General features: G+C 74.2%; 13 protein-coding genes. 11 read left to right on the forward strand and 2 right to left on the reverse strand.

Annotated features, from left to right (window positions below; genetic code table 11):
* From ACFVYI_RS08570 to ACFVYI_RS08580, 3 genes are all read left to right on the forward strand, one after another.
* Nucleotides 1–396 carry an acyl-CoA thioesterase gene (locus tag ACFVYI_RS08570; RefSeq protein ID WP_387882393.1) on the forward strand — a complete coding sequence of 132 codons (396 nt, stop codon included), beginning with the start codon at nucleotides 1–3 and terminating at the stop codon, nucleotides 394–396.
* Nucleotides 397–466: 70 nt separating this feature from the next.
* Entirely contained in the window at nucleotides 467–2,065 is a 1,599-nt protein-coding gene (locus ACFVYI_RS08575; RefSeq protein ID WP_387882394.1) for an AMP-binding protein, read from the forward strand.
* 101 nt (nucleotides 2,066–2,166) lie between these two features.
* On the forward strand, nucleotides 2,167–2,835 hold the full coding sequence (locus ACFVYI_RS08580) for an enoyl-CoA hydratase/isomerase family protein (RefSeq protein ID WP_387882395.1): 669 nt from the start codon (nucleotides 2,167–2,169) through the stop codon (nucleotides 2,833–2,835).
* Between the two features lie 116 nt (nucleotides 2,836–2,951).
* Here ACFVYI_RS08580 and ACFVYI_RS08585 read toward each other — a convergent pair whose 3' ends face one another.
* Nucleotides 2,952–3,278 (reverse strand): hypothetical protein, encoded by a 327-nt coding sequence (locus ACFVYI_RS08585; RefSeq protein ID WP_387882397.1) that lies wholly within the window; start codon nucleotides 3,276–3,278, stop codon nucleotides 2,952–2,954.
* Nucleotides 3,279–3,817: 539 nt separating this feature from the next.
* Here ACFVYI_RS08585 and ACFVYI_RS08590 point away from each other — a divergent pair.
* The 3 genes from ACFVYI_RS08590 to ACFVYI_RS08600 all read left to right on the forward strand — a co-directional run bounded on the left by ACFVYI_RS08590 (nucleotide 3,818) and on the right by ACFVYI_RS08600 (nucleotide 9,784).
* Nucleotides 3,818–4,843 carry a hypothetical protein gene (locus ACFVYI_RS08590; protein ID WP_387882399.1) on the forward strand — a complete coding sequence of 342 codons (1,026 nt, stop codon included), beginning with the start codon at nucleotides 3,818–3,820 and terminating at the stop codon, nucleotides 4,841–4,843.
* A gap of 109 nt (nucleotides 4,844–4,952) precedes the next feature.
* Nucleotides 4,953–6,842 (forward strand): HSP90 family protein, encoded by a 1,890-nt coding sequence (locus tag ACFVYI_RS08595; RefSeq protein ID WP_387882400.1) that lies wholly within the window; start codon nucleotides 4,953–4,955, stop codon nucleotides 6,840–6,842.
* 2 nt (nucleotides 6,843–6,844) lie between these two features.
* On the forward strand, nucleotides 6,845–9,784 hold the full coding sequence (locus ACFVYI_RS08600; RefSeq protein ID WP_387882402.1) for a hypothetical protein: 2,940 nt from the start codon (nucleotides 6,845–6,847) through the stop codon (nucleotides 9,782–9,784).
* A gap of 58 nt (nucleotides 9,785–9,842) precedes the next feature.
* Here the strand turns inward: ACFVYI_RS08600 and ACFVYI_RS08605 are convergent, their stop codons facing one another.
* Complete coding sequence (locus tag ACFVYI_RS08605; protein ID WP_387882569.1) at nucleotides 9,843–11,033, reverse strand: carbohydrate-binding protein; 1,191 nt, start codon at nucleotides 11,031–11,033, stop codon at nucleotides 9,843–9,845.
* A gap of 556 nt (nucleotides 11,034–11,589) precedes the next feature.
* Between ACFVYI_RS08605 and ACFVYI_RS08610 the strand changes: the two genes are divergently transcribed.
* The 5 genes from ACFVYI_RS08610 to ACFVYI_RS08630 all read left to right on the forward strand — a co-directional run bounded on the left by ACFVYI_RS08610 (nucleotide 11,590) and on the right by ACFVYI_RS08630 (nucleotide 15,561).
* A complete protein-coding gene (locus ACFVYI_RS08610; RefSeq protein WP_387882403.1) occupies nucleotides 11,590–11,790 on the forward strand; it encodes a hypothetical protein in 201 nt (66 codons plus the stop codon).
* Between the two features lie 105 nt (nucleotides 11,791–11,895).
* Nucleotides 11,896–12,420 (forward strand): MauE/DoxX family redox-associated membrane protein, encoded by a 525-nt coding sequence (locus tag ACFVYI_RS08615; RefSeq protein ID WP_387882404.1) that lies wholly within the window; start codon nucleotides 11,896–11,898, stop codon nucleotides 12,418–12,420.
* Between the two features lie 278 nt (nucleotides 12,421–12,698).
* Nucleotides 12,699–13,091 carry a TlpA family protein disulfide reductase gene (locus ACFVYI_RS08620; protein WP_387882406.1) on the forward strand — a complete coding sequence of 131 codons (393 nt, stop codon included), beginning with the start codon at nucleotides 12,699–12,701 and terminating at the stop codon, nucleotides 13,089–13,091.
* Entirely contained in the window at nucleotides 13,088–15,091 is a 2,004-nt protein-coding gene (locus ACFVYI_RS08625) for an ABC transporter ATP-binding protein (RefSeq protein ID WP_387882408.1), read from the forward strand. Before ACFVYI_RS08620 ends, ACFVYI_RS08625 begins: the two co-directional genes overlap by 4 nt.
* Before the next feature lie 17 nt (nucleotides 15,092–15,108).
* On the forward strand, nucleotides 15,109–15,561 hold the full coding sequence (locus ACFVYI_RS08630) for a S26 family signal peptidase (RefSeq protein ID WP_387882410.1): 453 nt from the start codon (nucleotides 15,109–15,111) through the stop codon (nucleotides 15,559–15,561).
* Nucleotides 15,562–15,651: the final 90 nt, after the last annotated feature.

Raw genomic sequence — 15,651 nt, forward strand, 5'->3', positions numbered from 1 at the left:
ATGCTCCCGGTGCGCCCCAATGACCTCGACGCGCTGGGGCACGTCAACAACGCGGTCGCGCTGGAGTACCTGGAGACCGGGCGGTGGGACTGGCTCGGCCGGCAGGGGCTCGTCCACGGCGACCGGCTGATCGCGGTGGTCGCCCGCACCGAGATCGACTACCTGGCGGAGATCCCGCGCGGCCTCGTCGAGGTGCGGACCGAACTCGCCTCCCCCTCGGAGGAGGAGTGGGACGAGGAGGGCATCACCTTCCGGGCCCGGTTCCGGCAGCGGATCCACCTGCCGGAGGCGGACCGGCCGGCGGTGGACGCCCTGGTGACGGTGGCCTTCCTGGACGCGGAGCAGCGCTGCCTGGTCTCCCTCCAGGACTTCCTGGCCGCCTCCACCCCTACCTGACGCGACGTCAGTTCCGGTCGGTGGCAGGTGCGGTGCAGGTATCAATCGATGAACGAGTAGGAGGGGTCCGGTGCTCGAACACATCCAGCGCAACCAGGAGTGCCCGCCCGAGCGGGGGCTCCACCTGTACGAGAAGTACGGCGACCCGGCGGAGTTCACCTCCTACCGGGACTTCCCCGAGCAGATCGCCGCCTGTGCGGACTTCTTCCGGGACCAGGGGATCGGGCCGGGCACCCGGGTGGTCTTCCCGTTCGAGACGTCCGTCCCGGTGGTCTTCGCGTTCCTGGCGCTGATGGAGATCGGCGCGGTGCCGCTCTCGGTCAAGCCGTTCGTGCTGAACACGCCGAAGGACGGCTACCAGGAGTTCCTGGCCCGGGTCGCGGCGGACTTCGGCGCCGCCCGGATCCTCGACGTCCCCACGCTGGCCACCGTCGACCTGCCGGTCGACGTGCTGGCGCTGCCCCCGGCGGGCGTGCGCCGGTCCGGTGCCCGGCTGCGGACGCCCGGGGACGACGAACTGGCCTTCGTGCAGTTCTCGTCCGGGTCGACGTCCTTCCCCAAGGGCATCCCGGTGACGCACGGGCGGCTCCGGGCCAACCTGAGCATGATCACCCGGACCGACGGCCGCCGGCCCGAGGAGCGGGTCAGCAGTTGGCTGCCGCTCTACCACGACATGGGGCTGGTCGGCGGCATGCTGTCCTGCTTCGCGATCGGCTGCGACCTGCTGCTCGCCGAGCCGGTGACGTTCCTGTTCGACGCGCGCGGCTGGTGGGAGCACATGGGCCGGGAGCGGGCCATCGGCACGGTCATCCCGAACTTCGCGGTCGACTACTCGCTCAAGCTGATGCAGGACCTCGACCCCGAGGAGATCGCCGAGATCGACCTCTCCGGGATGCGGTCGATCTACCTCGGCAGCGAGCCGATCAACCTGCCGAACCTGGAGGAGTTCCTCGACCTGATGGCGCCCGCAGGGCTGCGGCGCGACGTCTTCATGCCCTGCTACGGCATGGCCGAGGCCGTCCTGCTGGTGGCCGGCCGGCCGGTGGGCAGCGAGATCCGGGTGGTGACCTCGCCGTCCGGTGTCCCGGCGATCTCGGTGGGCCCGCCGATGGCGGAGTTCACCGTCCGGCTGCGCGGCGAGGACGGGCGGGTCTGCGGCGAGAACGAGCTGGGCGAGATCGAGTTGGCCGGCGGCAGCCTCGCCGAGGCCTACTTCGACCGGCCGGGGTCGATCGAGGGGTCGGACGGCTACTACGCCACCGGTGACATCGGCTTCCTGGACGCCGGGGAACTGTTCATCACCGGCCGGATCAGCGACCGGATCAAGGTCGGTGGCCGCAGCCTGTTCGCCGCCGACTTCGAGCAGGCCGTCGAGCAGCTCCCGTTCGTCCGCGAGGGCCGCACCGCGGTCGCGCAGATCGGGACGGACATCGTCGTGCTGACCGAGGTGGACCGCGAGGCCCGCGAGGACATCCCGGGCAGCCGGGCGCGGATCGTGGAGCACCTGGTGCGCGCGATCGGCGTCACCGTGCGCGCGGAGGACGTGCACTACCTGAAGCCCGGGCAGCTGCCGCGCACCAGCAGCGGCAAGCTGCAGCGGCGCGCGATCGTGGCCGCGTACGAGCAGGGGCGGCTCGAAGGGCTGACGCTGGCCGGGCCCGGGAGCTGACCCGGCCGGTCCGCCGGTCCGTCGGCCGGGCGGCCGGCAGCGGTCATCGGAGCCCCACCCGCGCCCGCGGGCGGGGCCGCCACCACGCGAAGGAGCGACGCATGCCGAAGCTGGAGCGGGACGGCGAGGTCTTCGTCCTGCATCTCGACCCCGACGACGAGAACCTGTTCCATCCGGACCGGCTCACCGGGCTGGAGGCGGCGCTCGACGAGGTGGAGGGCGCGCAGGGGCCGCGCGCGCTGGTCACGGTGGGCAGCGGGAAGTTCTGGTCGAACGGTCTCGACCTCGCCTGGCTGCTCGGCCACGGCGACCAGTACGCGGGCTACCTCGACCGGGTGCACGCGCTGCTCGCCCGGACGCTGGCCTCGCCGGTGGTCACCGTCGCGGCGCTCAACGGGCACACCTTCGCGGCCGGGGCGATGTGGGCGCTGGCCCACGACACCCGGGTGATGCGGGCCGACCGCGGGTACTTCTGCCTGCCCGAGGTGGATCTCGACCTGCCCTTCCAGCGCGGCATGTCGGACCTGATCCGGGCCCGGCTGGCCCCGCAGGTCGCCCACGAGGCGATGACCACGGGCCGGCGCTACGGCGGCGGCGAGGCGCTCGACGCCGGGATCGTCGACGAGATCGTGGACCTCGACGGGCTGCTCGGGCTCGCCGTCGAGCGGGCCGGCGCGCTGGCCGGCAAGACCCGGCCGGTCCGGGGGCAGATCAAGGAGATGCTGTACTCGGAGACGCTCGCCTCGCTCCGCAGGCCGACGGTCGCGTGACCTGATCGGCGGGTGACCGGTCCGCGTGCGACCGGTCCGTGTTGCGATCGGCCGGCACGCCGGCTGCCGAGCCCCGGGCCGCCCGGTCCGGGGCTTCGGTGCCCGGGGGAGACGTTTCAGCGGGGCGTCGGCTGCTCGTGCAGACCGAGTGTCAGCCAGGGGTCGGCCTCGCAGTGCCGCAGCAGCCAGCCCGCCAGCGGGCCCTGTGGGCGGGCCAGTTCCGCGCAGGCGGCGCGCAGCCCGGCCTCGGCCGCCAGCAGGCCGGGGGCCGACACGAACGCCACGCCGTCCAGTGCTCCCGCCGCCGTCCGGATCCGGGCGTGGTCGAGCCGGGCCGGCTCCCGGAGCACGCGCTCCAGGCCGTCCCGCAGGGCGGCCGCGTCCACCGGTCCGGCTGGCGGTCGACCGCCCGGCGTCTCCAACCGGACGCGAATCATGTACATCCACGACATCGTGACGGATGGGCAGTTCCGGTGGTGCGGCCCGTCGGTGGCACGCATCTGACTGGCAGCTACATGTCACCGGTGCGCCGGGGCGACTCCGCTGCGCTCCGGTTCCGTTGCACGGCCTCGGTGCCCAGGGGCGCGAGGTGCTGCGCCCGCTCGCCGAGGGGTTCGCCGACGGGCGGGCCGGGCAGTCGCTTCCGGGCCGGCGGCCAAGTCGCCGCACTCGGCCGGCTCGGGGAGACCGCCCCGCGCTGGTCGCGCGGGCCCGCGGCGCGGTGCTCCGGTGGCCGTACCGCCGGTCCGTCGAACGGCGCCGCCGGCCCCGGCGGCTGTCGCGGCCGCCCGACGGAGCCCGCGCGGCCACCCCGGCGCGCTGCGCTTCGATACCGCACGGGGGTATGTCGAACCGGCCGTGACCTGGGGTTCGAGGTCGGCCTGGCGGACGGGATGTCAGCCGCGCGTGATATGTACTGCGTCTGGGGCGGCCGGTGCGCGGCCGTACGAAAGATGCCAATGCAGTTCGAGGGGGCCACACCATGTCGTTCTTCCGACGCCGTTCCGGCGAGGGTGCTGCGGGCGGCGCCGACGGCGGCCGCCGGGGGTTCGGCTTCGGCCGGCGCCCCGCGGCGCCGGCGGGCGTGCCGCCGGTCATCGACCCGGCCGGCGGCGACGAGGGGCTGCGGCTGATGCTCGCCCGAGCGGCCGCGGGGGACTGGGCGGCGCTGCGCCCGGCGCTGGCCGCCGTCGCGGACGGGGCCGAACTCACCTGGCTGCTGGTGGCGCTCTCCGACGTCGCCGGGGTGGAGGAGTGGGCGGTCGAGGCCGCCGCGGACCGGCCCGACGACGCACTGCCGCTGCTGCTCGCCGGCGCCCGGCACGTCTCCTGGGCCTGGGAGGCGCGCACCGGCCGCCGGGCCAAGTACGTCACCGAGGAGCAGTGGCAGCTCTTCCACCAGCGGCTGGACACGGCCGAGGAGCAGCTGTTCGCGGTCGCCGAGCGCGAGCCGCAGTGGCTCGCCCCCTGGTACTTCCTGCAGATCAGCGGCCGCGGCGCCTCGCTCGGTCCGGATGTCGCCCGGCACCGCTTCGAGGCCGCGCTGCGTCGCGACCCCGGCCACCTCGGCTCGCACAAGCAGCGCCTCCAGCAGCTCTGCGCCAAGTGGGGCGGCTCGCACGAGGAGATGCACGCCTTCGCCCGCGCCGCGATGCTGGCCGCCCCCGAGGGCAGCCCGCTGGGCGAGCTGGTCGCCCTCGCGCACCTGGAGCACTGGCTGGACCTCCCGGACGGCGAGGACCACGCCTACCTCACCAGCCCCGCCGTGCTGGCCGAGCTGCAGGAGGCGCTGCGGCGGTCCGTCCTGCACGCCGACTACCGGCGCCCGCGCGGCTGGCAGGGCGCCTTCAACACCTTCGCGATGGCCTTCTCGCTGGCCGACCAGCCGCGGACGGCCCACCTGCTGTTCGAGACGCTCGACGGCGCCGTGACCGAGTCGCCGTGGAACTACCTCGCCGGCGACCCGGTCGAGATCTTCCGCGTCCACCGCGACCGCTGCGCCCGCTAGGCCACGGCCCCGTCCGGCGCGCACGGCCGGACCGGCCCGCACAGCCGCACCGGCTCCGGCCGGCGCCCCAGAACTCCCGCCACACCCGACGCGATCGAAAGAGCCTGCGGTGTCCCCTTCCGAGAACCCGACGAGTGCGCACACCTTCCAGGTGGACCTGCGCGGCCTGGTGGACCTGCTCTCCCACCACCTCTACTCCAGCCCCCGGGTCTACCTGCGCGAGCTGCTGCAGAACGCGGTGGACGCGATCTCCGCCCGGCAGGCGCTCGACCCGTCCGCGCCGGCCCGGATCACCGTCCACGCCGACGAGGACCTCACCGTCACCGACACCGGCATCGGTCTCACCGAGGCCGACGTCCACACCTTCCTCGCCACCATCGGCCGCAGCTCCAAGCGCGATGCCGAGGGCCGGATCGACGGCGCCGGCCTGGCCCGTGCCCGCGGGGACTTCATCGGCCAGTTCGGCATCGGGCTGCTGGCCTGTTTCGTGGTGGCCGACGAGATCACCGTCGTCACCCGCTCCGCCGCCACCCCGGACGCGCCCGTCATCGAGTGGCGCGGCGGCTCCGACGGCCGCTACACCATCCGCACCCTGCCCCCGGAGGCCAAGCCCGAGCCCGGCACCACCGTCCGGCTGGCCCCGCGTGCCGACGCCGCCGAATGGACCCGATCCGACCGCGTCCTCTCGCTCGCCCGTGACTTCGGCAGCCTGCTGCGCCACGAGGTGACGGTGGTCGACGGCCGCGGCACCGCCACCCGGGTCAACCGCACCCCGCCGTGGGCCGAGCGGCACGGCTCCCCGCTGGCCCGCCGCGAGGCGCTGGCCACGTACTGCCGCACCACCTTCGACTTCACGCCGCTGGACACCATCGAGCTGGACCTGCCGGTGGTCGGCCTGCGCGGCGTCGCCTACGTCCTGCCGGACGCGGTGCCGCCGTCCCGCCGTTCCGGCCACCGGGTCCACCTCAAGGGCATGCTGCTCTCCGAGCAGGCCGACGAACTCCTGCCGGACTGGGCGTTCTTCGTCCGCTGCGTGGTCGACACCGACAGCCTGCGCCCCACCGCCTCCCGGGAGGGCCTGTACGCGGACGAGACGCTCGCCGCCGTCCGGGACGCCCTCGGCGCGCGCATCCGCGACTGGCTCACCGGGCTCTCCGCCAGCGACCCGGCGCTGCTGCACCGCTTCATCTCGGTGCACCACCTCGCCGTCAAGGAACTCGCGCGCTACGACGACGAGTTGTTGCGGATGCTGCTGCCCTGGCTGCCGTTCGAGACCACCGACGGCAATGTCACCCTGGACGAGTTCGCCCGCGCCCACCCGGTCGTCCTGGTGACGCGCACGGTCGAGGAGTTCCGCCAGGTCGCCCCGATCGCGGCCGCCGCCGGCCTCGGCGTCGTCAACGGCGGCTACACCTACGACCGGGACCTGGTCCACCGGCTGCCGGAGATCCGTCCCGGCACGTCGGTGGCCGACCTCGACCCGGGCACCGTCACCGCCCACCTGGACACCGTCGACCCGGCGGCCGAGCTGGCCGCGGCGGCGTTCCTCACCGTCGCCCGCGAGGTGGTCGGCCGGTTCGACTGCGACGTCGCCCTGCGCAGCTTCCACCCCACCAGCGCGCCCGCGCTGCTGCTGGACAACCGGGAGGCCCGGCACGAGCGCACCCGCGCCCAGCTCGCGGACGAGGCCGACGGCCTGTGGGCCGACATCCTCGGCTCGCTGCGTGCCGAGGTGCCCCGCGCCCAGCTGGTGCTCAACCACCTCAACCCGCTGGTCCGCCGCGCCGCCTCGATCGGCGACCGCGAACTGGCCGTCACCGCCGTCGAGGCGCTGTACGGGCAGGCCGTCCTGCTCACCCGCCGCCCGCTGAAGTCCAGCGAGAGCGCCCTGCTCAACCGGTCGTTCATCAGCCTGCTCGACCACGCCATGCTCGGCCACGAGTCGGCCCGCCGTCCGTCCGCCGGCCGTGACGCGGCCGACCCGCAGAAGGAGTCCTGACCGTGGACGTGCTGGACAGTGTCGACGCGGTGATGGCCGCGCTGCGCGAGAACGACGCCCGCCCGTACGGCCGGCAGCGGACCGTGACCGCCGAGGAACTCGTCGATGCCGCCGAGCAGTTCGACGACACCGGGGTCCGTGCGATGGCCCTGCTGGAGTTGATGGAGGCCTACGAGTACGACGGTGAGCGGAGCAAGGCCCCGGTGGTCTTCGCCCGGGTGCTGAAGCTCTGGGACACCGACCGGGACGGTTTCGGCGAGTGGGCCGGCCAGCAGGTGCTCTGGCGGTTCAAGTGGGTGGCCACCGCACTGCTCGGCACGCCCGACGTCCCGCTGGAGGCCGTGCGCCGCTGGCACACCGAGATGCACGACCGCTACCGCGCCGCCGGCCACGGCCTGCAGCCGTACTACGCGCAGCGGTACCACCTGGCCGCCCACACCGGGGTCGACACCGAGAACGCCTTCGAGCTGTGGGCGGCCCGCCCGCGCAGCGAGCTGAGCGACTGCCGGGCCTGCGAGATACGCGCCCAGGCCGGTCACCACGTGCGCTCCGGGGACGACCGGCGGGCGCTGGAGGCCTGGCGGCCGGTCTTCGAGGGCGAGAGCACCTGTGCCGAGGAGCCCTACCTCAGCCACGCCCACGCACTGCTGCCGCTGCTGCGCGAGGGCCGGTCGGACGAGGCGCGCTCCAGCCACCTGGTCGGCTACCGCTTCGCCCGCGGCAAGTCCGGGATGGCCCGGGCCGTCGGCCTGCACATCGAGTTCTGCGCGCTCTCCGGGAACGAGCCGCGCGGCCTGGAGATCCTCGCCGAGAACCGCGACCTGTTCGCCGTCACCGGGGACCCGGTCGGCCGGCTCGACTTCCTGACCGGCGTCGAGGTGCTGATCGCCGCGCTGGCCCGGGGCGGCCACGGCGGCCTCGCCGTCAGCGGCCCGCCCGGTACGGCCTGGACGGTGGACTCGCTCCTCGCCCACCTGCGCGCCGAGGCGGACGCGCTGGCCGCCCGCTTCGACGCCCGCAACGGCACCGACGCGGTGAGCGCGCGCCGCCGGGTCCGGCTGGAGCGCCGCCCGCTGCTCGCCGAGCCGCTCGCGCTCGGGGTGCGGGCGGTGGCCGCGCCGGAGCTGGCGGCCGCGCCGGCCACCCCGCCGGTGCCGCTGCGCGCGGCCGAGCCGGAGCCGGCGGACTTCGCCGCCCTGGTCGTCCGGGCCCGTGAGCTGGACCTGTCGGGCCACCCCGACGCGGACCGCCTCTGGCAGCGCGTCGCCGAGCGCTTCACCGCCGCGGACTACGTCCACGCCGAGGGGACGGGGGCCGGCACCGCCGGGCGGCTGCGGGCCGAACTCGCCGAGCAGCGCGCCCATCTGGCGCTCGACCGGGACGACTGGTCGGGCGGCCGGGCCGCGCTGCTGGAGGCGGGCGAGCTGTTCGAGCAGGAGGGGCTGGCCGGGCAGGCCCTGGTGGTGCGCACCCGCGCCCTGGTGGTCGAGCTCGGTGACGTCGAGGGCGCGACGTCGGACTGGCCGGCCCTGGACGCGGCGCTGGCCGAGGCCGACGCGCTGCTCGCCGCCGGGGCGGCCGGTGCCGGCCCGGCCCTCACGACCGACGACTACCTGATCGTCCTGCAGTGCCGGGCCTTCGCGGCCCACCACGACCTGATCCGGGCGCTGCCCGAGCCCCTGGCCGACACGGCCGAGCGCTTCGAGAGCACCGTCACCGCGTACCGGCGGGAGAGCACCGAGCGGGGCTCGCTCCGCCGCTCGGCCACCGCTCGCCAGTACGGTGCCGACGTGGCGGCCCGGCAGGGGCGCATGGCCGAGGCGGTGGCCGAACTACGCGGCGCGCTGGAGCAGTTGGATTCCGCCGAGCTGCCCTGGCACACGCCGCGGGTGCTCGGCCTGCTCGGCCAGGTGCTGTTGCAGAGCGGCGAGCAGGCCGAAGCCGTCGAGGTCTTCCACCGGGCGCTCGCCGAGGCCACCCGCTGGGCGGACGACTCGTACCCGTTCGGGGCGACGTACATGATGCTCGGGCACGCCTGCGCCCACCTCGGGGACAACGGCGCGGCCGTCCGGGCGCTCTCCCAGGCCGCCGCGCGCTTCGACCGGAAGGGACCGGCGGGCGCCGAGGAGGCCGCCCAGGTCCGGCTCCAGCTCGCCGACCTGCTGCGGGACGCCGGCCGGGCGGCCGACGCGGTCGCCGTCCTGGAGTCGGTGCTGCTCGACCCGGCCGCACCCGACCTGGACGTGCGGATGCTCGCCCAGGCCCGGCTGGACCTCGCGCGCGGACTGTTCGCGCTGGAGGAGTTCCGCGACTCGGCGGAGGAGTACCTGCGGCTGGCGGACGAGGTGGCCGGCTGGGAGGAGCGGCACACCCACACCGTGGTCGCCGGCGAGGCCGTCCTCGCGCTGGCCGAGGCGGGCCGCTGGGAGGCCGCCCACGCGGCCCGTGAGCGGGCTCTGGCCTCCCACGCCGAGGCGCCCCGGCCGGACCAGATCGCGGGCATGCTCCGGGAGTTCGCCCGGCTCACCATGCACGAGCAGGGCCCGGACGGGCTGGACTCGGCGCTGGAGCGGCTGGCCGAGGCGGACGCCGTCCGCGAGGCCGCCGAGCGCGGCGACGAGCCGCACACCTCGTGGTACCTGCGCGGCGCCGCCCACTACGAGCGGGCCCGGGTGTACGCGGTGGCCGGGCGGTACGAGACGGCGCTGGCCGAGGCCGAGCTGGCGATCACCGCCTACCAGGCGGGCGGCGAGCCGGCCGAGACGCCGCGCGCCGAGGCCGTCCGGCTGGCCGGGCTGATCGAGGGCACCGACCTCGGCCGGACGGAGGCGGCGCGTGCCCGTCTCGCCGCCGCCGCCGAGCGCTGCCGGGGCTTCGGACTGCACGAGGCGGCCGCCATCCTGACCGGTCTGCGCGAGCGGATCGGGCAGCAGGAGCGGTGACGGGTGGGCCCGCCGCCGCCGCACGCGCGGCGGCGGGCCCACCCCGGGGCGGCCGCGGTCAGCAGGGGCCGTCGTCGGACCAGACGCCCCACTGCCCACTGGCGGAGGGGTTCTCGTTCAGCGTCCACCACTTGGCGTGGTACCTGTGGCCGCTGTACGACACCTTGCTGCCGTTGGTGTACGTGGTGGTGGCGCTCCACGCCGGGTCGGTGCAGGCCCCCGGCGGCTGGCTGGTGGGGGGCTGACTGGTCGGCGGAGTGGTGGGCGGTGTGGTCGGGGGTGTGGCGCCCGCGAACCGGACCGTGAACTTGGTGAAGTCCCAGTCGTTCTGCGTCACGCTGGAGCAGGACCCGGACAGCCCCGGGTCGACCGTGCCCGGGCACTGGCGGTCGCGGTTGACCGACCAGTAGGTGTACCGGGCCAGCTTGTGGGCGAGGGCGAAGTCCAGCACGGTCTGGAAGTCCGCCTGCCGGAAGTACTCGGCGGCGTCCGTGCGCCCGTTCATCAGCGAGACGCCCTCGTGCGCGTAGGCCTGGGCCTCCGTCCAGCCGAAGGTGGTCCGGAGGATCCCGTTGAACTTGACCAGGGCGTCGGTCTGCGCGGCCGCGCCGTTGAACCCGCCGTCGAACGGCATGATCGAGTAGTTGTCCGGGGTGAAGCCCTGCGCCTTCGCCTCGTTGAGCATCTGCTGGCCGAACCACCCGGTGCCCGCCCCGGTCCCGGCGGTGGTGATCGAGACGTAGAGCCCGGGGTTGTTCTGCCGGAGGATCCGGGCCGCCCCGATCTCGTTGTGGATGGCCGCGGTGTTCTCGTACTCCGGCTCCTCCAGGTCGAAGTCGATGGCCTTCAGCTGGTACTTGGTGATCACCTTCTGGTAGCCGGCCGCGGTGGCCTCCGGCGTTCCGCAGCCCTGGCCGAGCTTGTTGCCGCCGTAGCCGCCGACCGAGACCGAGACGTCGCCGCCCTTGGCCCGGACGGTCTGGATCACCGCCGGCATGGTGGTGTCGGTGTCGATCGACGAGGTGCCGCCCCAGGCCGGGGAACACCCGCCCTTGTCCAGGATGAACGCCAGCTGGAAGGCCTTCTGGCCGGTCGCGTCCATCACCGCCGCGGCGTCCGGCGGGCTGTTGTCCTCGGGCATCAGGTACGGCGCCGAGGCGTACCAGTTGCTGCCCAGGCCGGCGGCCGAGGTCGTCACGTCGGCCGCGGCGGCGCCGCCACCGGCCAGCGCGGCCGCCGCGCCGGCCAGTAGTCCGAGCACCCCGGTCACCGCGAGCGCGGTCCGGCGCGCCCGGGGCTTCCGGTGCTGCGGTGCGATCCGCTGGGCGAACTGCTGTGGGGGAAGAGCACGTTCCATCGGAAACCTCTCCAGGAAACGGCAGGGGAAGGCCCGCCCGCGTCGACGTGGGGGAGACGCGTCGGGCTCGACGGCCGTACCACGAGGGGGAGCGTGCGGACGGCCTCCATTGGTATAGACCTGTCCGGAAACCGCCGTCAACCAATGGGACGGTCAAGCCTTGGCCGGTCTTCCGTGGCGGCGCCCGGGTCGGGCCGGGCGGATGTCCGGTCATTCGTCCGGGGTGACCCGAAATGCCGAGCCATTCATTGCCCCCCTCCGGAATCCCTTTTGCCCCTTTCGATTCCCTTGCCGCCGGAACCGGACTCTCCTGTTCCGAATCCGGTTTCCAAGGTGATCGAAGTTGGTCTAGACAAGCTCTTCATGTTTCGGCTACGTTTCCCGACGCGAGATCTCGTCAGTAAGTGCACAGCCGCTCGTATCCATCTACCGCAGTGTGGAGGAACAAATGGTTCAGGCGACTCTCAACCTGGTGGACCGCACCTTCTCCCGGGGCCTCAAGGAAGAGGCCGCGGACGCGTACTGCGCGTGCCCCGCGGGCACCAGCTCGTGGTGCTCGAACGAGGTCCTGTACGTTCGCACGTGCTGCTCCTGGAACTGCGCGGTCGCCCCGTCCTGTGAGACCTACGGCATCATCGGCGGCTGCTGATCCCCGTCCTGGCGAATCATTCGTCCTGACGAAATCGGTCGACTGACACACAAGTCCGCCGGTGCCCCCGCCCGCCCGGGCGGGGGCACCGGTGACGGGGGAGCCATGACTGCATACCTGCTGCTCGGCGGCCGCTGCGTCCTCGCGGCCGTGTTCGCCGTCTCCGCCCTGGCCAAGTTCCGGGCGCCGCGCGAGTTCGCCTCCGCGCTGCGCGCGATGGCCGTCGTGCCCGGGCGTCTGACCGGTGCGACCGCAGCCGCCGTCCCGGTGGTGGAAGTGGCCGCCGGCCTCCTGGTGTGGGCGCCGAAGCCCCTCGCGACCTGGGGGTTCGTGCTCTCCGGCGTCATGTTCGCGGCCTTCGCGGCGGTCCTGGTCTCCGTCCTGCGACGCGGGCTCGACGTCTCCTGCTCGTGCTTCGGCGCCTCCGGGGTGCCCGTGAGCCGGGCCCATGTGGGCCGCAACCTGGTCCTGCTCGGCATCGCCGGAGCCGGTCTGGCGGCGAGCACCGCCGCCGATCCCGGTGACCTCGCGGGCGCCGGCGTGGTGGTCGCCCTGCTGGTGGCGATCTTTGCCAGCGTCCTGATCATCGCCACCGACACGCTGGTCGAACTCTTCTCGACCACCCGCTGACCCGCTGTTCTCCCGGCCCTTTCGCCGCCCCTATCTCCGTTCGTACGACCGCGCGCTGGAACGAGGAACAGATAACCATGACAACGGTCTCCGTCATTCTGGTCGGCTGTCTTTCGGTATTCAATCTGCTGCTGACCCTGGCATTGGCCAAGAAACTCACCCAACTGTCCCACGGCGGCGCGCACGGGAATTCCCACGGCGCCTCCCACGGCGGCGCGGCCGGAAGTATCCTGAGCGGCGTCTCGATTCCGGACAACAGGTTGCCGGACGGTGCACCGATGCCCGATTTCCGGACGGTCTCACATACCGACGGTCCGATATCCGGGAACGACCTGACCGGTGACCGGGCGGTCGTCGGATTCTTCTCCACCACCTGCGGATCGTGCCTCGAACAGGCTCCGGATTTCGTCAAGGCCGTCACGGACTACCCCGGTGGGCGGGAGCGGGTGGTGGCCGTGGTCAAGGGCAGCGGCCCGGTGGGCGACAACCTCGTCGCGATCCTGGAGCCGGTGGCGCGGGTGGTGGTCGAGCCCGCCGGGGTCGGCGAGGGCTCGGTGGCCGAGGCGTTCGGCGTGGTCCGCTGGCCGAGCTACGTGGACATCGACGCCGCGGGGCGGATCACCAACCGCCTCCTTCCGGCCGAACTCGCCGTCGCCCCCGCCGCGCTGTGACCGGACCCAGGACCGGGCCGCCGGCGGACGCGTCGGCCGGACCTCCGCCCGGAGCACCCCCCGGGCCCCCGCCCGGCCACCGGCCCGCCGTTCCGGCGGAGGGGCGGCGGGCGCTCCGCTCGGGCGCCGCCGCCTGCGCGCTCGCCTGGCGCGCGAGCCCGTCCGCACTGCTGCTCTCGCTGCTCGCCAGCCTGGTCGCCGGCCTGCTGCCCGCCGGTACGGCGCTGCTGGTCAGCGAGCTGTTCGACGCCCTCACCGCCCCCGCCGGCGGGGGCGCGCCGTCCGGTGTGCCGGTGCACGTCTGCGTGCTGCTGATCGTGGCGAGCCTCGGCCTGGCGCTCGCCCCCGCGTTCGGCGAGTTCACCCGGGCCCGCAGCAGCCGGGCCGTTCGGCTGCGGGTGCAGGAGGAGCTGTTCGACGCCGTCAACCGGCTGCCCGGCCTGCGGAGGTTCGAGGACCCGCACTTCCAGGACGAACTGCGGCTCGCCCAGCAGGCCGGTGGCATCGCCCCCGACCTGCTGGTCGGATCGGCGTTCAGCAGCCTGCAGGCACTGCTGACGGTGACCGGCTTCCTCGGCACCCTGTTCGTGGTGAATCCGGCCCTCGGCCTGCTCACCCTGCTGCTGACGCTGCCGCTGATCCGCGTCCAACTCGCCGCCGGACGCCGCCGGGCGGCCGTGCTGCGCGAGACCATGCCGCGCAACCGCCGGCAGATGTTCTACGGCAGCCTGATCGCCGACGTGGACGCGGTGAAGGAGATCCGGCTCTTCGGCCTGCAGGACTTCTTCAAACAGCGGGCGCGGACCGAACTCGTCGCGGTCGCCGAGGCGGAGAACCGGACCGACCGGCAGAACCTCGCCCGCCGGCTGCCGGCCCTGCTGCTCGGTGTCGCGGTGTACGGGCTCGGCCTGGTCTGGGCCGTCCGGGCCGCCGGCGACGGGGAGTTGTCGATCGGCCGGGTGTCGGTCTGCGTGGCGGCCGTCGCCGGCATCCAGGCCGGCGTCGGACAGCTCGCGAGCACCGGTGCGGCCGCCTACCAGGCGGCCATCACCTTCGCCCACTACCGCGCCCTGGGCACCGCCGAACCGGACCTCGCGCTGCCCGCGGCGCCCTCGGCGCCCGGCCCGCTCGGCGGGACGATCGAGTTCCGGGACGTCTGGTTCCGCTACCACGAGGACGCGCCGTGGACGCTGCGCGGCGTCGACCTGACCGTCCCGGCCGGCTCGGTGACCGCGCTGATCGGCCTCAACGGCGCGGGCAAGAGCACCCTGGTCAAACTGCTCTGCCGGCTCTACGACCCCGGGCGCGGCCGGATCCTCTGGGACGGCGTCGACATCCGGGAGTTCACGCCCGAGGCCTACCGGGAGCGGATCGGCGCGGTCTTCCAGGACTACTGCCGCTACGACCTCACCGCGGGCGAGAACATCGGCCTCGGCCGGCTCGACCACCTCCAGGACGCCGAACGGATCGCCGGCGCCGCCCGGGCGGCCGGGGTGCACGCGCGGATCGACCGCCTGGAGGGCGGCTACGACGCGCTGCTCAGCCGAATCTTCCTGCCGGAGGGCGCGGGCACCGGCTGGGGCCACTCGCTCTCCGGCGGTGAGTGGCAACGGCTGGCCGTGGCACGGGCGTTCATGCGGCGGGACGCCGACCTGATGATTCTCGACGAGCCCAGTGCCGGGCTGGACGCGGCCGCTGAGAAGGAGGTCCACGACAGCCTGCGCGAACTGCGCCGGGGGGCGACCAGCATCATCGTGTCGCACCGGCTCGCCGCCGTCCGCGACGCCGACCGGATCGTCGTCCTCGCCGACGGGCGGGTGGCCGAGGAGGGCACCCACGCGGCGCTGATGGCGCTCGGCGGTCGCTACGCGGAGCTGTTCACGCTCCAGGCCGAGGGCTACCAGCCGGGCTACCCGGACGCGGTGCCCGACCCCGTGGCCGGCCCGGCGTCCGACCCCGTGGCCGGCCCGGCCCACGCACCCGTGACGTCGGCCCGCTAGCGGAGGAGATCCTCGTCATGCAGCTGCTCCTCGCCGTCGGCGGCACGCTCGCCGCCCTGTTGGTGGCGGCCGCCGTCCTGGCCCGCGCCGCCCTGTCGGTGGTCGTGGTCGCCGGGCCGAGCATGGCCCCGGCCCTGCGGCCGGGGCAGCGGGTGCTGGTCCTGCGCCGGGGCTGGGCGCGGCTGCGCCCGGGCCGGATCGTCGTGGTCTCCCCGGCCGCCCTGGACCTCCCCGCCGACCCGGCCGGCCGGCGCCCGCAGCGGCTCCTGGTGAAGCGCCTCACCGCCCTGCCGGGCGATCCGGTGCCCGATCCCGTGCGCGCCGCGGTCGGCGCCCCCGTCGTCCCCCGCGGCCGGGTGGTCCTGCTCGGCGACAACCCCGCGTACAGCACCGACTCCCGCCTGTGGGGCGCCGTCCCGGCCGCGAGCATCGTGGGCGTGGTCCTCGACGGCGTCACACTGCGGAGCTGAAGCCGTCCGCCCCGGCCGCCCGCGTCCGGGGTCCGGAGGGCTCGTCAGTCCGGCCGCCGGGGCGGCGCTTTGAGGGGGCGTGAATACGGA

Origin of the sequence: Kitasatospora sp. NPDC058218 (assembly GCF_042882445.1) — a bacterium.
Lineage (GTDB): Bacteria > Actinomycetota > Actinomycetes > Streptomycetales > Streptomycetaceae > Kitasatospora.

Excerpts from the sequence above, each read along its gene's own strand:
- ACFVYI_RS08570 (WP_387882393.1), top strand. The coding sequence starts at position 1 with ATGCTCCCGGTGCGCCCCAATGACCTCGACGCGCTGGGGCACGTCAAC.
- ACFVYI_RS08580 (WP_387882395.1), top strand. The coding sequence starts at position 2,167 with ATGCCGAAGCTGGAGCGGGACGGCGAGGTCTTCGTCCTGCATCTCGAC.
- ACFVYI_RS08585 (WP_387882397.1), bottom strand. The coding sequence starts at position 3,278 with ATGTACATGATTCGCGTCCGGTTGGAGACGCCGGGCGGTCGACCGCCA.
- ACFVYI_RS08590 (WP_387882399.1), top strand. The coding sequence starts at position 3,818 with ATGTCGTTCTTCCGACGCCGTTCCGGCGAGGGTGCTGCGGGCGGCGCC.
- ACFVYI_RS08610 (WP_387882403.1), top strand. The coding sequence starts at position 11,590 with ATGGTTCAGGCGACTCTCAACCTGGTGGACCGCACCTTCTCCCGGGGC.
- ACFVYI_RS08615 (WP_387882404.1), top strand. The coding sequence starts at position 11,896 with ATGACTGCATACCTGCTGCTCGGCGGCCGCTGCGTCCTCGCGGCCGTG.
- ACFVYI_RS08620 (WP_387882406.1), top strand. The coding sequence starts at position 12,699 with ATGCCCGATTTCCGGACGGTCTCACATACCGACGGTCCGATATCCGGG.
- ACFVYI_RS08630 (WP_387882410.1), top strand. The coding sequence starts at position 15,109 with ATGCAGCTGCTCCTCGCCGTCGGCGGCACGCTCGCCGCCCTGTTGGTG.